This is a genomic window from Pseudomonas sp. S2_A05 (genome assembly GCF_054668485.1).
Genome location: NZ_CP162775.1, coordinates 4,424,901 through 4,442,056 on the forward strand (window position 1 = coordinate 4,424,901; position 17,156 = coordinate 4,442,056).

Annotated in this window: 14 protein-coding genes and 2 pseudogenes; 5 read left to right on the forward strand and 11 right to left on the reverse strand. The window is 60.4% G+C overall.

What is annotated here, in order from left to right; genetic code table 11:
* Window positions 1–563: 563 nt before the first annotated feature.
* A complete protein-coding gene (locus AB4O12_RS20190) occupies window positions 564–1,940 on the forward strand; it encodes a glutamine synthetase family protein (protein ID WP_460059637.1) in 1,377 nt (458 codons plus the stop codon).
* Window positions 1,941–2,222: 282 nt separating this feature from the next.
* On the forward strand, window positions 2,223–2,855 hold the full coding sequence (locus tag AB4O12_RS20195) for a TetR/AcrR family transcriptional regulator (RefSeq protein ID WP_095181294.1): 633 nt from the start codon (window positions 2,223–2,225) through the stop codon (window positions 2,853–2,855).
* A 161-nt stretch (window positions 2,856–3,016) separates the two neighbouring features.
* On the opposite strand, the gene AB4O12_RS20200 is transcribed toward AB4O12_RS20195, so the two are convergent.
* The 8 genes and pseudogenes from AB4O12_RS20200 to AB4O12_RS20235 form a co-directional block, all read right to left on the reverse strand.
* On the reverse strand, window positions 3,017–3,232 hold the full coding sequence (locus AB4O12_RS20200) for a TOBE domain-containing protein (protein ID WP_003229256.1): 216 nt from the start codon (window positions 3,230–3,232) through the stop codon (window positions 3,017–3,019).
* A 29-nt stretch (window positions 3,233–3,261) separates the two neighbouring features.
* Window positions 3,262–4,067 (reverse strand): annotated as a pseudogene (gene ssuB, locus AB4O12_RS20205) (aliphatic sulfonates ABC transporter ATP-binding protein).
* Entirely contained in the window at window positions 4,064–4,846 is a 783-nt protein-coding gene (ssuC, locus tag AB4O12_RS20210) for an aliphatic sulfonate ABC transporter permease SsuC (protein WP_027610511.1), read from the reverse strand. The pseudogene ssuB and the gene ssuC overlap by 4 nt, the downstream one beginning before the upstream one ends.
* Window positions 4,847–4,855: 9 nt before the next feature.
* The gene (gene ssuD / locus AB4O12_RS20215) at window positions 4,856–6,004 is read right to left on the reverse strand and encodes an FMNH2-dependent alkanesulfonate monooxygenase (protein WP_016772653.1); all 1,149 of its coding nucleotides are present in this window, start codon (window positions 6,002–6,004) and stop codon (window positions 4,856–4,858) included.
* Window positions 6,005–6,029: 25 nt separating this feature from the next.
* Entirely contained in the window at window positions 6,030–7,004 is a 975-nt protein-coding gene (locus tag AB4O12_RS20220) for a sulfonate ABC transporter substrate-binding protein (RefSeq protein ID WP_041476876.1), read from the reverse strand.
* Between the two features lie 89 nt (window positions 7,005–7,093).
* Window positions 7,094–7,687, reverse strand: coding sequence for an NADPH-dependent FMN reductase (gene ssuE, locus AB4O12_RS20225; protein WP_016772651.1), 594 nt, complete (start codon window positions 7,685–7,687; stop codon window positions 7,094–7,096).
* Window positions 7,688–8,002: 315 nt separating this feature from the next.
* Window positions 8,003–8,640, reverse strand: a pseudogene (locus AB4O12_RS20230) (peroxiredoxin).
* 292 nt (window positions 8,641–8,932) lie between these two features.
* Entirely contained in the window at window positions 8,933–10,291 is a 1,359-nt protein-coding gene (locus AB4O12_RS20235; RefSeq protein WP_095181290.1) for an OprD family porin, read from the reverse strand.
* A gap of 364 nt (window positions 10,292–10,655) precedes the next feature.
* Here AB4O12_RS20235 and tauA point away from each other — a divergent pair, with 364 nt between their 5' ends.
* Complete coding sequence (gene tauA / locus AB4O12_RS20240; protein WP_323619973.1) at window positions 10,656–11,645, forward strand: taurine ABC transporter substrate-binding protein; 990 nt, start codon at window positions 10,656–10,658, stop codon at window positions 11,643–11,645.
* 133 nt (window positions 11,646–11,778) lie between these two features.
* On the opposite strand, the gene argA is transcribed toward tauA, so the two are convergent.
* Both argA and argE read right to left on the reverse strand, forming a co-directional pair.
* Window positions 11,779–13,080 carry an amino-acid N-acetyltransferase gene (gene argA, locus AB4O12_RS20245; RefSeq protein WP_016772647.1) on the reverse strand — a complete coding sequence of 434 codons (1,302 nt, stop codon included), beginning with the start codon at window positions 13,078–13,080 and terminating at the stop codon, window positions 11,779–11,781.
* Window positions 13,081–13,342: 262 nt separating this feature from the next.
* Complete coding sequence (gene argE, locus AB4O12_RS20250; RefSeq protein WP_375122847.1) at window positions 13,343–14,497, reverse strand: acetylornithine deacetylase; 1,155 nt, start codon at window positions 14,495–14,497, stop codon at window positions 13,343–13,345.
* 156 nt (window positions 14,498–14,653) lie between these two features.
* Here argE and AB4O12_RS20255 point away from each other — a divergent pair, with 156 nt between their 5' ends.
* Window positions 14,654–16,024 (forward strand): CYTH domain-containing protein, encoded by a 1,371-nt coding sequence (locus tag AB4O12_RS20255; protein WP_236167740.1) that lies wholly within the window; start codon window positions 14,654–14,656, stop codon window positions 16,022–16,024.
* Between the two features lie 183 nt (window positions 16,025–16,207).
* Here AB4O12_RS20255 and AB4O12_RS20260 read toward each other — a convergent pair whose 3' ends face one another.
* On the reverse strand, window positions 16,208–16,672 hold the full coding sequence (locus AB4O12_RS20260; protein ID WP_460059638.1) for an Lrp/AsnC family transcriptional regulator: 465 nt from the start codon (window positions 16,670–16,672) through the stop codon (window positions 16,208–16,210).
* 126 nt (window positions 16,673–16,798) lie between these two features.
* On the opposite strand from AB4O12_RS20260, the gene AB4O12_RS20265 reads away from it, so the two are divergent.
* Complete coding sequence (locus AB4O12_RS20265) at window positions 16,799–17,137, forward strand: hypothetical protein (protein WP_375122849.1); 339 nt, start codon at window positions 16,799–16,801, stop codon at window positions 17,135–17,137.
* Window positions 17,138–17,156 lie beyond the last annotated feature (19 nt).

Below are 17,156 nucleotides of genomic sequence, written 5' to 3' on the forward strand. Positions count from 1 at the left end.
TGCACTTTGCAAACGTGCAGAATCACAAGCATGACGCTGAGTGCGGCACGGGCTTTGGGAGGGAAAGAGTTCTATAGTGAAAGGAGACGCCATAAAGCGGATGCTGTGCCCGACGTCCAGAATATCGGACGCTGCCGTTTTGCCGGATGTTGACGAGAGTCTCGTCAACAGGCTGCGCGCCTTGCTGGCTGCGCTACGGACGGATTGATCGCCACTGATGTGATGAGCATGCAGACCGGACTGTTGCGAGCAGTCGGTGATGCCGATTAACGGCAGGCGAGACATGAAGCACCCCGGTATTATTGCTGTTATGGGTTTGACCGGAGCTTAGCCTTGTTCATTTTTTTACACAACACCCCCGTAAAAAATACAACACGGCCTGCTCAAGCCCGCAGCTGAGCAACGTTCAAGGTTTGAAAAAACGCCCCAAAGTGCCCCATAAATGCCCTTCAAGCGCTTTTTCGGGGCAAAAAAGGCCTCGCTTGACTTCGGCAGGCCGTTCGGGTTGACTGAAACCAGAAAAGATCAATGATTGATATTTTTAACAACAAAGGTGTTGCATCATGTCGGTACCCCCGCGTGCCGTTCAGCTTAACGAAGCGAACGCGTTCCTTAAGGAACATCCTGAGGTTCTGTACGTTGACCTTCTGATTGCGGATATGAATGGTGTGGTGCGCGGCAAGCGCATCGAACGCACCAGCCTCCACAAGGTTTACGAGAAAGGCATCAACCTGCCGGCCTCTCTATTTGCTCTGGATATCAACGGCTCCACGGTGGAAAGCACCGGTCTGGGCCTGGACATCGGCGACGCCGATCGCATCTGCTATCCGATCCCCGATACCCTGTGCAACGAGCCATGGCAGAAGCGCCCGACCGCGCAGCTGTTGATGACCATGCACGAACTCGAAGGCGATCCGTTCTTCGCCGATCCCCGTGAAGTGCTGCGCCAGGTGGTGACCAAGTTCGACGAGCTCGGCCTGACCATCTGCGCCGCCTTCGAACTCGAGTTTTACCTGATCGACCAGGAAAACGTGAACGGCCGTCCACAGCCGCCACGCTCGCCGATCTCCGGCAAACGCCCGCACTCGACTCAGGTCTACCTGATCGACGACCTCGACGAATACGTCGACTGCCTCGAGGACATTCTGGAAGGTGCCAAAGAGCAAGGCATCCCGGCCGACGCGATCGTCAAGGAAAGTGCCCCGGCGCAGTTCGAAGTGAACCTGCACCACGTCGCCGACCCGATCAAGGCCTGCGACTACGCAGTGCTGCTCAAGCGTCTGATCAAGAACATCGCCTACGACCATGAAATGGACACCACCTTCATGGCCAAGCCGTATCCGGGCCAGGCGGGCAATGGTCTGCACGTACATATTTCGATTCTGGACAAAGCCGGCAAAAACATTTTTGCCAGCGAGGATCCCGAGCAGAACGCCGCGCTGCGTCACGCGATCGGCGGTGTGCTCGAGACCCTGCCGGCGCAGATGGCTTTCCTCTGCCCGAACGTCAACTCCTACCGTCGCTTCGGCGCGCAGTTCTACGTACCGAACTCGCCGTGCTGGGGCCTGGACAACCGCACCGTGGCGATTCGCGTACCGACCGGCTCTGCCGATGCCGTACGTATCGAACACCGCGTGGCCGGCGCCGACGCCAACCCGTACCTGCTGATGGCTTCGGTACTGGCCGGCGTGCACCACGGCCTGGTCAACAAGATCGAACCGGGCGCGCCTGTCGAAGGCAACAGCTACGAGCAGAACGAACAGAGCCTGCCGAACAACTTGCGCGATGCCCTGCGCGAGCTGGACGACAGCGAGGTGATGGCCAAGTACATCGATCCGAAGTACATCGATATCTTCGTTGCCTGCAAGGAAAGCGAGCTGGAGGAGTTCGAACACTCCATCTCCGACCTTGAGTACAACTGGTATCTGCATACCGTTTAAGCGTTGTAACGTCCAAAGAAACGCCGTTGGCTTCGCGCCCACGGCGTTTTTTTATGGCCGAACACAAAACCTGTGGCGAGGGGATTTATCCCCGTTGGGTTGCGAAGCAGCCCCAAATCCATCCCACTCGGTGTGTCAGGAATACCCGGCTCTCAGGGTTTACGACTGCTGCGCAGCCGAACGGGGCGGTGCGACGTTTCGCTAAATCCCCTCGCCACAGGGTACTGGCAGACAACACCTGAACCGCCTCGTACAATGCCCGCTGCCCCGCAGGAGACTTCCATGACGCGTCCCGCCACCGTCCGCAAACCCCGTGCCCGCAGTCAGGCGCGGATCGATTCGATCCTCGATGCCGCGCGCACGTTGCTGGCGGCGGAGGGCGTGGCCAGTCTGTCGATTTACAGCGTGGCCGAGCGCGCGCAGATTCCGCCCTCCTCCGTGTATCACTTTTTCGCCAGCGTCCCGGCGCTGCTCGAAGCGCTGACCGCCGATGTCCACGCAGCCTTCCGCGCTTGCCTGCAAGCACCGATCGATCATGATGCCTTGCGCGACTGGCGAGATCTGTCGCGACTGGTCGAACAGCGCATGCTCGAGATCTACGATCAGGATGCCGCCGCACGGCAATTGATTCTGGCGCAACATGGCCTGACCGAAGTCACCCAGGCCGACCGCCAGCACGACCTCGAACTGGGCGACCTGATGCACAAGCTGTTCGACCAGCATTTCGAGTTGCCGAGGCTGCCGGACGATGTCGATGTGTTTGCCCTGGCGATGGAACTGGGCGACCGGGTCTATGCACGTTCGGTGCAGCAGCACGGGCAGATCACCCCGCGCATGGCCGAGGAAGGGATGCGCGTGTTTGATGCCTATATCGGGTTGTACCTTCCGCCGTATCTACCCAAAAGAAATCTCTAGCGCATGCACCGGCCCTTTCGCGAGCAGGCTCGCTCCCACATTTGAAATGCGTTCCCCTGTGGGAGCGAGCCTGCTCGCGAAAGCCGCGCCGCCGAATCCGCGACAGGCACAAAAAACCCCGAAGGGCTCACACCCTCCGGGGTTGTTTTTTGCTCACCGGCTCACAACTTGGCGATGGACACCTCGGTGGACTTCACAAAGGCGATCACCTCACTGCCGACCACCAGCTCCAGCTCTTTCACAGAGCGGGTAGTGATCACCGAAGTGACGATGCCCGAAGCGGTCTGCACGTCGATTTCCGACAGCACGTCGCCGAGGACGATTTCCTTGATCGAGCCTTTGAACTGGTTGCGCACGTTGATGGCTTTGATAGTCATGGCATTGATTCCTGTCGTTGATAAAGGTGTTATTGCGCCCAGCGCAGTTGCGTAGGCAGGGGTGAAACGGGTTCCGGCGCCGGCGGTTCGCCGGGCAGGGACAGAACACGGTTGAGCACTTCGGTTTCCAGTGCGGCGAGGCGATGCGAGCCACGCACCCGGGGCGCGGCAGTTCGACGTGCAGGTCGAGGCCGACTTCGCCGTCCTCGATCAGGATCACCCGATCGGCGATCGCCACCGCTTCACTGACGTCATGGGTCACCAGCAGCACGGTAAAACCGTGTTGCTGCCACAGCCGTTCGATCAATTGCTGCATCTCGATGCGGGTCAGCGCATCCAGTGCGCCGAGTGGTTCGTCGAGCAGCAGCAGACGCGGCTGGTGAATCAGCGCCCGGGCCAGCGCGACGCGCTGCTTCTGGCCACCGGACAACGCCGCCGGCCATTCATTGGCGCGATCGGCCAGGCCCACTGCTTCCAGTGCGTCCAGCGCTTGCTGGCGCCAGTTGCCCTTGAGGCCGAGACCGACGTTGTCGATGATCTTTTTCCACGGCAGCAGCCGCGCTTCCTGGAACATCAGCCGCGTATCGTCGCGCGCCTGGCTGAGCGGCGCGGAACCGGCCAGCAGCTCGCCGCCAGTCGGTTGATCGAGGCCGGCGAGCAGGCGCAAAAACGTGCTCTTGCCACAACCACTGCGCCCGACCACGGCGACGAATTGCCCCGCCGGAATGTGCAGATCGATGTCGCGCAACACTTGGCGTGAGCCGAAGGTTTTCTGCAGATTGCGCACCGCCAGCGGAATCCCGCGCAACAGGCGTGGAGGTTGTTGAGCGGTCATGCCGCACCTCCCTTGGCAACCTGATAGGCCGGGTGCCAGCGCAGCCACACACGCTCAAGTCCACGGGCGGCGAGGTCGGCAAGTTTGCCGAGCACCGCGTAAAGCAGGATCGCCAGCACTACCACATCGGTCTGCAGGAACTCGCGGGCGTTCATCGCCAGATAGCCGATACCGGAGCTGGCCGAGATGGTTTCAGCGACGATCAGCGTCAGCCACATAAAGCCCAGGGCGAAGCGCACGCCAACCAGAATCGACGGCAACGCACCCGGCAGAATCACCTGCCAGAACAGGCTGAAACCGCTCAGACCATAACTGCGCGCCATCTCCACCAACGCCGGGTCGACGTTGCGGATGCCGTGGTAAGTATTGAGGTAAATCGGGAACAAAGTGCCCAGCGCCACGAGGAAAATCTTCGCTGACTCGTCAATGCCGAACCACAGGATCACCAGCGGAATCAGCGCCAGATGCGGCACGTTGCGGATCATCTGCACCGAGCTGTCGAGCAGGCGTTCGCCCCACTTCGACAGGCCGGTGATGAAACCCAGCACCAGACCGATGCTGCCGCCGATGGTGAAACCGAGTGCTGCGCGCCAGCCGCTGATCGCCAGGTGTGTCCAGATCTCGCCGCTGCGCACCAGACTGACACCGGCTTCGATCACCGCCACCGGTGCCGGCAGAATCCGCGTCGACAACCAACCGGCCGACACCGACAACTGCCACACCGCCAGCAGCAACACCGGCAACGCCCAAGGCGCGAGGCTGTGGATGAATTTGTTCATGGCCGCGCCTCAGCTCTGCGACGCGGCTTTGGGCAGAATGTCGTTGGCGACCATCTCGCCGAACGGGCTGACATAACCGGCGCTCTTCGGCAGTTCCGGGCGCTCGACGTCGAGGTGCGGGAACAGCAGCTCTGCCACGCGATACGATTCTTCGAGGTGTGGATAACCGGAGAAGATGAAGGTGTCGATGCCCAGATCCGCATATTCCTTGACCCGCGCTGCCACGGTCGGGCCATCGCCGACCAGCGCCGTACCGGCACCGCCACGTACCAGACCGACGCCGGCCCAGAGGTTCGGGCTGACTTCAAGATTGTCGCGGCTGCCGCCGTGCAGCGCGGCCATGCGTTGCTGGCCGACCGAATCGAAGCGCGCCAGCGAAGCCTGGGCACGTTGGATGGTGTCGTCGTCCAGATGCGAGATCAGCCGGTCCGCTGCCTGCCAGGCTTCGGCATTGGTTTCACGGACGATCACATGCAGACGAATGCCGAAGCGCACGGTGCGGCCGAGCTTGGCGGCTTTGGCGCGCACTTGTGCGATCTTCTCGGCCACCGCGGCCGGCGGCTCGCCCCAGGTCAGAACCATCTCGACCTGCTCGGCGGCCAGATCTTGCGCCGCTTCCGAAGAGCCACCGAAATACAGCGGCGGACGCGGTTGCTGGATCGGTGGATAGAGCAGCTTCGCGCCTTTCACGCTGATGTGCTCGCCATCGTAATCGACGGTTTCGCCTTCCAGAACACGGCGCCAGATGCGGGTGAACTCCACCGAGGCCTGATAGCGTTCTTCATGGTTGAGGAACAGACCATCGCCAGCCAGTTCCTCCGGATCGCCACCGGTGACCAGATTGAACAGCGCACGCCCGCCGGACAAACGATCCAGCGTCGCTGCCTGGCGCGCCGCGACCGTCGGGGAGATGATCCCGGGGCGCAGGGCGACCAGAAACTTCAGGCGCTGGGTCACTGGAATCAGCGAGGCCGCGACCAGCCATGAGTCTTCGCAGGAACGCCCGGTCGGAATCAACACACCGCCAAAACCCAGACGATCCGCCGCTTGCGCGACCTGTTGCAGGTAACCGTGATCAACCGCGCGGGCGCCTTCGGCGGTGCCAAGGTAATGGCCGTCGCCGTGGGTCGGCAGGAACCAGAAGATGTTGAGGCTCATGGAGTGGTCTCCTTGTGGATTCGAATTACTGGGCTTGGGAGCTTTGGGCCACAGCGGCCGGCGGGGTCCAGATCACATCCTTGATGCTCAACGGCTTGGGAATCAGCTTGAGCTGGAAGAACGTGTCGGCGATTTTCTGTTGCGCAGCGACCACTTCCGGGGTCAGGAACAGCGCGCCGTAGCCCTGGCGTTTCACCGAGGTCAGGGTGATGTCCGCCGGCAGGCCAAGCAGTGGCGCGACCTGTTGCGTCACGTCTTCGGGATTGGCTTTCGACCATTCACCAACCGCGCGCACCTCTTCGACGAGGGTCTTGATCACCTCGGGATTTTTCTGCGCGTAAGGTTTTGTGGCCAGATAGAACTGATGGTTGTCGACGATGCCTTTGCCGTCGCGCAGGGTGTGCGCTTGCAGTTGTTTCTCGGCAGCGGCCTGATACGGATCCCAGATGACCCAGGCGTCGACACTGCCACGTTCGAACGCAGCGCGAGCATCGGCTGGCGGCAGGAACACGGTTTGAATGTCGCTGTACTTGAGGCCGGCGTCTTCCAGTGCACGCACCAGCAGGTAGTGGACGTTGGAGCCTTTGTTCAGGGCGACTTTCTTGCCCTTGAGATCGGCCACCGATTTGATCGGCGAGTCCTTCGGCACGAGGATCGCTTCGCTGTTCGGTGCTGGCGGTTCATAGGCGACGTAGAGCAGATCCGCGCCAGCGGCCTGGGCGAAAACCGGCGGGGTTTCGCCGGTCACGCCGAAATCGATCGAGCCGACGTTGAGGCCTTCGAGCAGCTGCGGGCCGCCGGGAAACTCGGTCCATTGCACGTCGACGCCTTGCGCGGCGAGGCGTTTTTCCAGCGTGCCCTTGGCTTTGAGCAGCACCAGCGTGCCGTACTTCTGATAACCGATCCGCAATGTCTCGGCTTGAGCTTGGGTAATGGCGCCGAAGGTGACAGCCGCAGCAAACAGAGCGACCAGACCACGACGCAAAAATACAGTGCGCATAGCGCTCTCCTTTTTGCTGTTGGGTTGTGGCTGCACCTGCTTGCCCGTTGGCGGGCGAGTAAGGCCAGTACTTCAAGTTTCGATAAGGCTTAAATGCTCCAGCGAGCACTCAACAAACGTTCGTTCAGCAGGCCTGGCTCCAGCGGTTTCGGCCGGCGCGCCATGGCGCCGATGAACTGATCCAGGGCCTCGTGCAAGCGCTGCTCCAGGGCCGGCGCCAGTTGCGCGGCGGCACTGCCTTCGCCGTAAGCGATCTGGCTGTCCTCGGCGAAAATGCCCTGAAGCATCTCTTGGGCCTTGAGTGCCGACAGCACAGGCTTGAGGGCGTAATCGACCACCAGCATGTGGGCGATGCTGCCGCCCGTGGCCATCGGCAAGACAACCTTGTGGTTCAAAGCACGCTCGGGGAGCAGATCCAGCAGGGTCTTCAGCGCTCCGGAAAACGAGGCCTTGTACACCGGCGTGGCGATCAGCAGGCCATCGGCGTTTGCGATCTGTTGCAGCAGGTCGAGGACCTTCGGACTGTCGAAGCGCGCGTGGAGCAGATCCTCGGCCGGGAAGTCCCGCACCTGATAACTCACCACTTCCACCCCTTGCTGTTGCAACCAGCGTTGCGAACGCTCCAGCAGCACCCCGGAACGGGAGCGCAGGCTGGGGCTGCCACCGAGTGAGACGACCAGCATTGCAGATTCCTTTAAGCGTTACAGGCGATTCGCAGGCTGCGATCTCGCTTCAATGGCAGTGACCTTACCAGCTGATTTATATATCCATAAATCATATTTATTCATTTGGTTATGCGTTTAAGAAATATGAAGATAAGCAGAATCCAGGCGAAAAAAAAGGCCGTCGAAACGGCCGAAATTCCCCTGCGTTGTGATTCTGGATTCTCAAGTGCCTGGACTGACGCCTTCGCGAGCAGGCTCGCTCCCACAGGGGAATGCATTGCAAATGTGGGAGCGAGCCTGCTCGCGAAAGCGGCGGTGACTGCACCACAAATCTTATTTGTTCGGCTGCGGCGTCAGGCGCAGGTAGGGCTTCACCGCGCGATAGCCTTTGGGAAGCGCTGCTTGATCTCGTCTTCGTCCTTGAGCGACGGCACGATCACCACTTCTTCACCGTCCTGCCAGTTGGCCGGGGTGGCGACTTTGTAATTGTCGGTGAGCTGCAGCGAGTCGATCACCCGCAGGATCTCGTGGAAGTTGCGCCCGGTGCTCGCCGGGTAGGTAATGGTCAGACGGATCTTCTTGTTTGGATCGATGACGAACAGCGAACGTACGGTCAGCGTGTCGTTGGCGTTCGGGTGGATCAGGTCGTAGAGATCGGAGACCTTGCGATCGGCATCGGCCAGGATCGGGAAGTTGACGATAGTGTTCTGGGTTTCGTTGATGTCCTCGATCCACTTGTGGTGCGAGTCCACCGGGTCAACCGACAGCGCGATGGCCTTGACGCCGCGTCGGCTGAATTCATCCTTGAGCTTGGCGGTGAAACCCAGCTCGGTGGTGCACACCGGAGTGAAGTCCGCCGGATGGGAAAACAGCACGCCCCAGCTATCGCCCAGCCATTCGTGAAAACGAATCTTGCCGGCGCTGGAGTCCTGTTCGAAATCGGGGGCGATGTCGCCGAGTCTGAGGCTCATGGTGCTGCTCCTGATGAGGGATGGGAGACAACAACTGTAGCTCGGGATCGATCAGCGTGAAAAAGAATAAATAACTAGATATCTAGATCATTAGTGAATATTAAACATCTGTTCATTGGACACCGACCCGCATCGCGACGAACATCCAACGCAAGGTTCGAGAAGGCCTTGAGTTGCAGCAAAGAGGGAAATCGAGAAGGGCTTACGGGGGTGAGCCTGACTCGAAAACGCAAAAGCCCCGTCCGGCGCGATGCCGGACGGGGCTTTTTTTGCTTCAGTTGCTCGAGCGCTATTACAGCAGCGGGATCGAGTAGCTGAGGATCAGGCGGTTTTCGTCCTGGTCGCGTTGACCAGCGATGTCGGTGCGCCACGAAGCGTTTTTCCACATGAAGCCGACGTTCTTCAACGGGCCTTCCGGAACCACGTACGCCACGGTCAGATCGCGTTCCCACTCGGAAGCGCCATTGGAGGTTTGCACACGACTCGCGTAGGTATCGACATTGTCGCCACGCAGGTAAACCATGCCTGCGGTCAGGCCAGGCACGCCAACCTTGGCGAAGTCATAGGAGTAACGTGCTTGCCAGGTGCGCTCGCCGGCACGGTTGAACTTCTGGATCTGCATGTCGGTGATGGTGTAGTTCGACGAACCGTCGCCCTGGTTCAGCCAAGGGAAGTCGCTGCTGCCGTTGCTCACCTGATAGCCGCCACCAAAGGTGTGACCGGCAACGGTGTACAGGAACAGGCCGCTGTACAGATTGTTGTCGACCTTGCCTTTGCCGTTACCCAGCGAACTGTTGCCGTAGGCACCGTTGCTGAAATAGGCAGATTCATCGCCATTACGGCCGTCGTCGGAGCTATTGAAGTAACGGAAGTCGGACTTCAACACACCTGGACCGATCGACCAGTTATGCACCAGACCCAGGAAATGCTGCTTGTAGAAGTTTTCCAGATTGCCGTAGTAGTACTGGGCAGTCAGGTCCTTGGTGATTTTGTAATCACCACCGGCGTAGATGAACTTGTTGCTGTTCGCGGTGCGTGCGTTTGCACCACCGATCGACAGCTGTTCATTGTTGCTGGAGTTACGACCTTTCACGTGCTCGATCTGGCCACCGACCAGAGTCAGGTCCTTGATCTCGCCGGAAGTGATCTGGCCACCCTGCCAGGTTTGCGGCAGCAAACGACCGTCGTTGGTGACGATGACCGGGTTCTTCGGCTGCAGAGTACCCAGCTTCAGTTCGGTCTGGGAGATCTTCGCTTTGGCTGTCAGGCCCAGGCTGGAGAAGTTATCAACTGCCTGACCGTTGGATTCGCTTGGGAAAACAGTGCCGCCGTAAGCAGTGCCTGGGGTGCCGTTGGAGGCAACGTTACCGTTGGTGCCGCCGCCCGAATCCAGACGTACGCCCAACAGGCCGATGGCATCGATACCGAAGCCGACAGTGCCTTGGGTGTAACCGGAAATGAAACGCAGATCGAAGCCTTGGCCCCACTCTTCGTTGCGGCTTGGTTCGGCAGTGCCGTTACGGTTGTCAGTGTTGATGTAGAAGTTGCGCAGACCCAGAGTAGCCTTGCTGTCTTCGATAAAACCGGCGGCGCCTGCCTGCTGCGCCATAACCCCAACGGCCACAGCCAGGGCCAAGGTGGACTTGTTCATGTATCGCTCCTCTCGTTCTAATTCTTGTGTTCCTGGTTCGGGGTCGATTTGCCCTGAATCCTAAGATCCGCGATTAGCGCCAGACCGTGACTGCCAAGTCAATCGTAACCTTGTATGTCTACGACCATCGTCTAATCGCGAGTGATTTGGTCCCTGCAGCGTAAAGACTTCCTGATAATCCCAAAAAGAATTTATTCGTTCTTTTTCATGCCATTCAGGTATATGGCCCATTAATGGCCATCCGCGCCGGGAAACAGCGTATCGGCGCCTAAGCTCATTCCTAAATGGTATTTGTTGACCTTTTTTTAGATCGATTAGCTTTGCCGTGCTCCCAACACGGCAAATCCCATCGAAAAGGCGACGCATCATGGCGAAACGCGCACTATCAAGTCAATTTGTTACAGTTTGTGTGTCGGCACTGTTTTCTTTTTCCACACATGCCGCCGGTCTGACGGTCGGTTACCAGACCGGGATCGATCCGAGCAAAGTGCCGCAGGCCGATGGTGTCTATGAAAAAACCATCGGCGAGAAGATCGACTGGCGTCGTTTCAACAGCGGCCCGGAAGTCGTCACTGCCATTGCTTCTGGCGACGTGCAGATAGGCAACCTTGGCTCGAGTCCCTTGGCTGCAGCGGCCTCGCGCAATTTGCCGATCGTGGCGTTTATCGTTTCGGCGCAGATTAATGCCGCAGAAGCCTTGGTGGTGCGCAACGGCAGCGGCATCGACAAACCGCAGGATCTGGTCGGCAAGACCATCGCCACACCGTTCGTGTCGACCTCGCACTACAGTCTGCTTGGGGCGCTGAAGCACTGGGGCCTGAATACTTCGCAAGTCAAAGTGGTCAACCTGCAACCGGCGGAAATCGCCGCCGCGTGGAAGCGTGGCGACATTGATGGTGCGTTTGTCTGGTCGCCGGCGCTGGGCGAGATCCGCAAGACCGGCAAGACCCTGACCGACGCCGCCCAGGTCGGCCAGTGGGGTGCGCCGACCTTCGAGGTGTGGGTCGCGCGCAAGGACTTTGCCGAGAAGCATCCCGAGGTCGTGGCGAAATTCGCCAAGGTCACCCTGGATTCGTTCGCTGATTACGCCGCGCACAAAGACAGCTGGACGGCCGACTCGGTGCCTGTGCAGAAAATCGCCAAATTGACCGGTGCCAACGCAGCAGATGTACCGGAACTGCTGGCCGGTTCGGCGTTCCCGGATGCCAAGGCGCAGCAAAGCACGGCGCTGCTGGACGGCGGCACCGCCGAGGCCATTGCCGAAACGGCGAAATTCTTGAAGGAACAGGGCAAGGTCGAGACAGTGCTGGCGGATTATTCGCCGTACGTCAGCGCCAAATTCATCACTGACTGAATGCAGAAAGTGGCGAGGGGATTTATCCCCGTTGGACTGCACAGCAGTGCCCCAGCGATTCCAAGTGAAACCACAGGGGGCCGCTACGCGACCCAGCGGGGATAAATCCCCTCGCCACAGACCTCGCTGTTGTTCAGAGGGTCTTTTCGAAGATCTTCGAATTACGCTGATAGTTGTACAGCGACGCCCGTGCCGCTGGCAGGCGTTCGACGCTGCTTGGCTCGAACCCGCGCTCGCGGAACCAGTGCGCAGTGCGCGTAGTAAGTACGAACAGGGTTTTCAAACCCTGCGCCCGCGCGCGGGTTTCGATGCGTTCCAGCAATTCGTCGCCGCGTCCGCCGTGGCGGTATTCCGGATTCACCGCCAGACACGCCAGTTCGCCGGCATCGGAATCGGCAATCTGATACAGCGCCGCACAGGCGATGATCATGCCTTCGCGCTCGACCACGCTGAACTGCTCGATCTCGCGCTCCAGCACTTCCCGCGAGCGGCGCACCAGAATGCCCTGCTCTTCCAGCGGACTGATCAGGTCGAGCAAACCGCCGACGTCTTCAATCGCCGCTTCGCGCACCAGTTCGAACTGCTCCTGCGCGACCAGCGTACCGCCACCGTCACGGGTGAACAGCTCAGTCAGCAGCGCGCCATCTTCGGCGTAACTGACGATATGACTGCGCGCCACACCGCCACGGCAGGCTTCGGCGGCGGCATCGAGCAACTCCGCTTGATAGTTGCTCATGCCGAGGCGCTGCAAATGTGCCGGCACTTGTTGCGGGCGCAGTTCGCGCACCAGTTTGCCGTTTTCGTCGATCAGGCCGAGTTCGGCGCCGAACAACAGCAGCTTGTCCGCGCCCAGATCAATCGCGGCGCGGGTGGCGACGTCTTCGCAGGCGAGGTTGAAAATTTCACCGGTCGGCGAGTAGCCCAGCGGCGACAGCAATACGATCGAGCGTTCATCGAGCAGGCGATTGATCCCCTTGCGGTCAACCCGACGCACTTCACCGGTGTGGTGATAGTCGACACCTTCCAGCACACCGATCGGCCGCGCGGTGACGAGGTTGCCGCTGGCCACGCGCAGACGCGAGCCCTGCATCGGCGACGAGGCCATGTCCATCGACAGCCGCGCCTCGATGGCGATGCGCAACTGGCCCACCGCATCGATCACACACTCAAGCGTCGCGGCATCGGTGATGCGCATGCCGTGATGGTAATGCGGGGTCAGGCCACGGGCGGCGAGGCGGGTTTCGATCTGCGGGCGCGAGCCGTGCACCAGCACCAGACGCACGCCAAGACTGTGCAGCAAGACCAGGTCGTGGACGATGTTGCCGAAATTCGGATGCTCGACGCCGTCGCCGGGCAGCATGACGACGAAGGTGCAATCGCGGTGGGCATTGATGTATGGGGACGCGTGGCGAAGCCAATTGACGTATTCGGGCATGAACCTGGGCCTGTAATAAAGAGCAGCCGAAAAAAGGGGCGAAACGAAAAACGCACAGCGGGCTGATGGTTATCGTCGGAACAGGCTTGGCGACACGCGCGCTCTCCTCATGAATACGGGTTGGGGTGCAGGCAATTTACCGGGTTGATGCAAGACATTTAACCCTGTGGGAGCGAGCCTGCTCGCGAAAGCGGTGGATCAGGTTCATCAATGGCGACTGACAAAACGCTTTCGCGAGCAGGCTCGCTCCCACACAGGGCCGTCATCGTTCGTCTGTCGTCAGGCAGTAATGTTCAATCAACTGCCGAATCAGATGCACGGTAGGCTGCAAACGTGACATTTCAAGGTACTCGCCGGGTTGATGCGCGCAGGCAATGTCGCCGGGGCCGAGGACGATGGTTTCGCAGCCGAGGCGCTGAAGATAAGGCGCTTCGGTGCCGAACGCTACTGCTTCGGCGCGATGGCCGGTGAGCTTTTCAGCGATGCGCACCAGTTCGGCATCTTCGGACTGCTCGAACGGCGGCACTTCCGGGAACAGCGGTTTGTAATCGATTTTCACCTTATGCCGCTCGGCCACCGGGTTGAGCTTGCGCAGGATTTCCGCGCGCAGCAGGCTCGGGTCCATGCCCGGCAGCGGCCGCAGGTCGAATTCCAGCGAGCACTGGCCGCAGATGCGATTGGGATTGTCGCCGCCATGAATGCAGCCGAAGTTCATCGTCGGTTGCGGCACGCTGAACTGTGGATTGCTGAATTCACGCTGCCACAACAGGCGCAGACCGCGCAGTTCGCCGATCGCATCGTGCATCGCTTCAAGGGCGCTGTGGCCCAGGCGCGGATCCGACGAATGGCCGCTCTGCCCGAGGATGTCGATGCGCTCCATCATGATGCCTTTGTGCATGCGAACCGGCTTGAGCCCGGTCGGCTCGCCGATCACCGCCGCGCGGCCCAACGGTTGCCCGGCCTCGGCCAGCGCGCGGGCGCCGGACATCGAGCTTTCTTCGTCGCAGGTGGCGAGGATCAGCAATGGCTGTTTGAACGGCTGATCGAGCAGCGGCCGCACGGCTTCGATGATCAGCGCGAAGAAGCCCTTCATGTCACAACTGCCCAGCCCGACCCAGCGACCATCGACTTCAGTGAGCTTCAGCGGATCGGTCTGCCACAACGCGTCGTCATAAGGCACGGTGTCGCTGTGCCCGGCCAGCACCAGGCCGCCGGGGCCGCTGCCGATACTGGCGAGCAGATTGAATTTGCCGGGGCTGACCTGCTGGATATCGCAGCTGAAACCCAGGTCACCGAGCCAGCCCGCCAGCAGATCAATGACGGCGCGGTTGGACTGGTCCAGGTTCGGTTGGGTGCAGCTGACCGATGGCGCGGCAATCAGCGCGGCGAACTGGTCTTGCATGGACGGCAATGGCATCACTGACTCCAGGTCCCGGATTGAGGCCCACTATAGAACCATCCGGCGCGCGGAATAAACCGCCGCAGGGCGTAGGAAGTTTGACTCCTGTACACTGCACGGCCTTGGCAGCCACACATTCCCCCGGCTGCGCTCCCGATTCTGGATGTTCCGGCCATGCAAAAAGAAACTGAAATCAAACTCCGCGTCAGCCGCGAAACCCTCGCTGCCCTGCGCGAGCACCCGCTGCTGAAGAAACGCAACAAAAGTGGCTGGGAACGCCGTGAGTTGATGAACCAGTACTTCGACACCCCCGAGCGCGACCTCGCCCAGGCCAAGGTCGCCCTGCGCCTGCGCAAGGACGGTGACGAAGTGATTCAAACTCTCAAGACCCGTGGCCAGAGCGTCGCCGGTCTGTCCGAGCGTAACGAGTACGACTGGAAACTGCCGAAAGCCAAGCTCGACGTGAAGAAACTCGACGGCGAATGCTGGCCAGAGTCGCTCGCCGAGCTGGACAAGAAAACCCTCAAGCCGATCTTCACCACCGATTTCGTCCGCGAGCGCGCCGAAATCGCCTGGGGCCGTGGCAAGACCAAAGTAGTCATTGAAGCCGCGCTGGATCTCGGTCACGTGGTGGTCGGCAAGCAGAAAGAAGAAATCTGCGAGCTGGAACTGGAGCTGCGCGAAGGCGCGCCTGCTGCGTTGCTGGAACTGGCTGCCGAACTGGCCGAAACCCTGGCGCTGATGCCATGCGATATCAGCAAGGCCGAGCGTGGTTATCGCCTGCACGACGCCAACAGCTACTCGCTGAGCCTGCCAGCGCCGCAGCTGACCACCGAAACCCGTCTCGACGACGCCTTCGCCGCGCTGAGCTGGCATCTGCTCGGCAGCAGCCAGCGTCTGGCCGAACAATATCGCTTCAACGGCCACTGGCGTCTGCTGCAGGACTGGGTCGAGAACCTCGCGGAAATGCGCGCCCTGCTCAGCAGCCTCGGCCAGGCTGCGCCGCGTCAGTCGACCCACGATTTGCGCGTGGCCCTCGATGCCTTGCTGGAAGACTGGCGTCCGCTGGTACAGGTCGGTATCGAAGACGAAGACGTGCGCAAGGCCGCGCCGGAGCAGTTCCTCGAAGAACTGGAAGACCCGCGCTGGGGCCAGTTCTCGCTGAACGCTTCACGCTGGCTGCTGGCCCGCACCTGGACCGCCGACCGCAACACTCGCGGTAATCGTCAGGGTGACGCGCAACTGCACAGCTGGCTGCCGCGTCTGCTCGGCGAAGAAGCCACTGCTCTGCAGCTGCAACGCTATCAGCAGCAGCCGGAAGATCTCGCTGAACAACTGCCGCGTATCGAACGCATTCAGGTCTGGTTGCACCATGCGCGCAACGTGCTGGACATCCCGGAAATGGATCGTCTGTACGGTGAGCTGAACAAACTGGCGCAACTGGCCAACGAGCCGACCATCACCGACGAACTGCTCGATGCGCGCAAGCATCAGGCGATTGCGGTGTACCAGAACCGCGCCTGGAAAATCCTCCTGCGCAGCTAAACACCTTCCCACCTGATCGTTCCCACGCTCTGCGTGGGAACGCCTCAATGGACGCTCTGCGTCCGCTTTGGGACGCAGAGCGTCCCGGGCTGCATTCCCACGCGGAGCGTGGGAACGATCAAGCGGGGTCTGCTGGGCAGCCCTCAGCGGGAATAAATCCCCTCGCCACAAAGGCCATCCGCACTAGACCGGCAGGCTGGTGGTGGACTTGATTTCAGAAAGCGCCACAATCGAATTCACTTCCTGTATCCCCGGCACCAGCGACAGCTTCTCGAAGAAGAATCGCTCGTACGCCTCGATGTCCGCCGCGACTATGCGCAACATGAAATCCACCGCGCCCATCAGCACATAACACTCCAGCACTTCCGGAAAGCCGCGAATCGCCTCGGTGAATTCGGTGAAGTTCGAACGCCCATGAGCGTTGAGTTTGATCTCGGCAAAAATCTGCGTGTTCAGGCCGATCTTCTTGCGATCCAGCAAGGTCACCCGGCCGCGAATGATGCCCTCCTCCTTCATCCGCTGAATCCGCCGCCAGCACGGCGATTGCGACAGGCCGACCTGTTCGGCGATCTGCGCGCTCGACAGCGAAGTGTCTTCCTGCAGCAAGGCGAGGATCTTGCGGTCGTAGGCATCCAGCTCGCTGTGCATAAAAAAATCCTCAAAGATCAGCTTTCACGAATCAACTCTTTCGATAAATCCGTTCAGACGCCGATCATAGCCAAGAAATACCCCGCACCGAATGTAAAAATTTCTCCACTGATCTGGAGATTTGCCATGCCGCATCTTGAAGCCGTGAACAGCGCGCCTGCCCGCGCCGATGTCTGGAACGTCAACAACGCCCATTGCCTGGCGCAGTACCGGATCCTTGCCGAGGCCGAGCCGGACCTGCTGGTGCGCGTCCTGAATCTGTTCGCCTTGCAGTTTCTGACCCCGGAGCAGGTCAACGTCCAGCGCCAGGACGATCTGCTGTCGATCGACCTCCTCATGAGCGGCCTGAGCTGGCATCGCGCGCAAGTGATCGCGGAAAAACTGCGCAACCTGATCAGCGTCTGCGCGGTGGACCTGCACAACGCCGACGCCGCGTGGCAAGCGCCCGCCCAGGCTGCCGGCTGACAAATCCGGCAACGGCTTC

Bases quoted from the DNA above. Each gene is read 5' to 3' on its own strand.
- argE (WP_375122847.1), bottom strand. From the start codon at position 14,497: ATGCCATTGCCGTCCATGCAAGACCAGTTCGCCGCGCTGATTGCCGCG.
- AB4O12_RS20220 (WP_041476876.1), bottom strand. From the start codon at position 7,004: ATGCGCACTGTATTTTTGCGTCGTGGTCTGGTCGCTCTGTTTGCTGCG.
- AB4O12_RS20260 (WP_460059638.1), bottom strand. From the start codon at position 16,672: ATGCACAGCGAGCTGGATGCCTACGACCGCAAGATCCTCGCCTTGCTG.
- ssuE (WP_016772651.1), bottom strand. From the start codon at position 7,687: ATGCTGGTCGTCTCACTCGGTGGCAGCCCCAGCCTGCGCTCCCGTTCC.
- ssuC (WP_027610511.1), bottom strand. From the start codon at position 4,846: ATGAACAAATTCATCCACAGCCTCGCGCCTTGGGCGTTGCCGGTGTTG.
- argA (WP_016772647.1), bottom strand. From the start codon at position 13,080: ATGCCCGAATACGTCAATTGGCTTCGCCACGCGTCCCCATACATCAAT.
- AB4O12_RS20200 (WP_003229256.1), bottom strand. From the start codon at position 3,232: ATGACTATCAAAGCCATCAACGTGCGCAACCAGTTCAAAGGCTCGATC.
- AB4O12_RS20195 (WP_095181294.1), top strand. From the start codon at position 2,223: ATGACGCGTCCCGCCACCGTCCGCAAACCCCGTGCCCGCAGTCAGGCG.
- AB4O12_RS20265 (WP_375122849.1), top strand. From the start codon at position 16,799: ATGCCGCATCTTGAAGCCGTGAACAGCGCGCCTGCCCGCGCCGATGTC.
- AB4O12_RS20235 (WP_095181290.1), bottom strand. From the start codon at position 10,291: ATGAACAAGTCCACCTTGGCCCTGGCTGTGGCCGTTGGGGTTATGGCG.
- ssuD (WP_016772653.1), bottom strand. From the start codon at position 6,004: ATGAGCCTCAACATCTTCTGGTTCCTGCCGACCCACGGCGACGGCCAT.
- AB4O12_RS20255 (WP_236167740.1), top strand. From the start codon at position 14,654: ATGCAAAAAGAAACTGAAATCAAACTCCGCGTCAGCCGCGAAACCCTC.
- AB4O12_RS20190 (WP_460059637.1), top strand. From the start codon at position 564: ATGTCGGTACCCCCGCGTGCCGTTCAGCTTAACGAAGCGAACGCGTTC.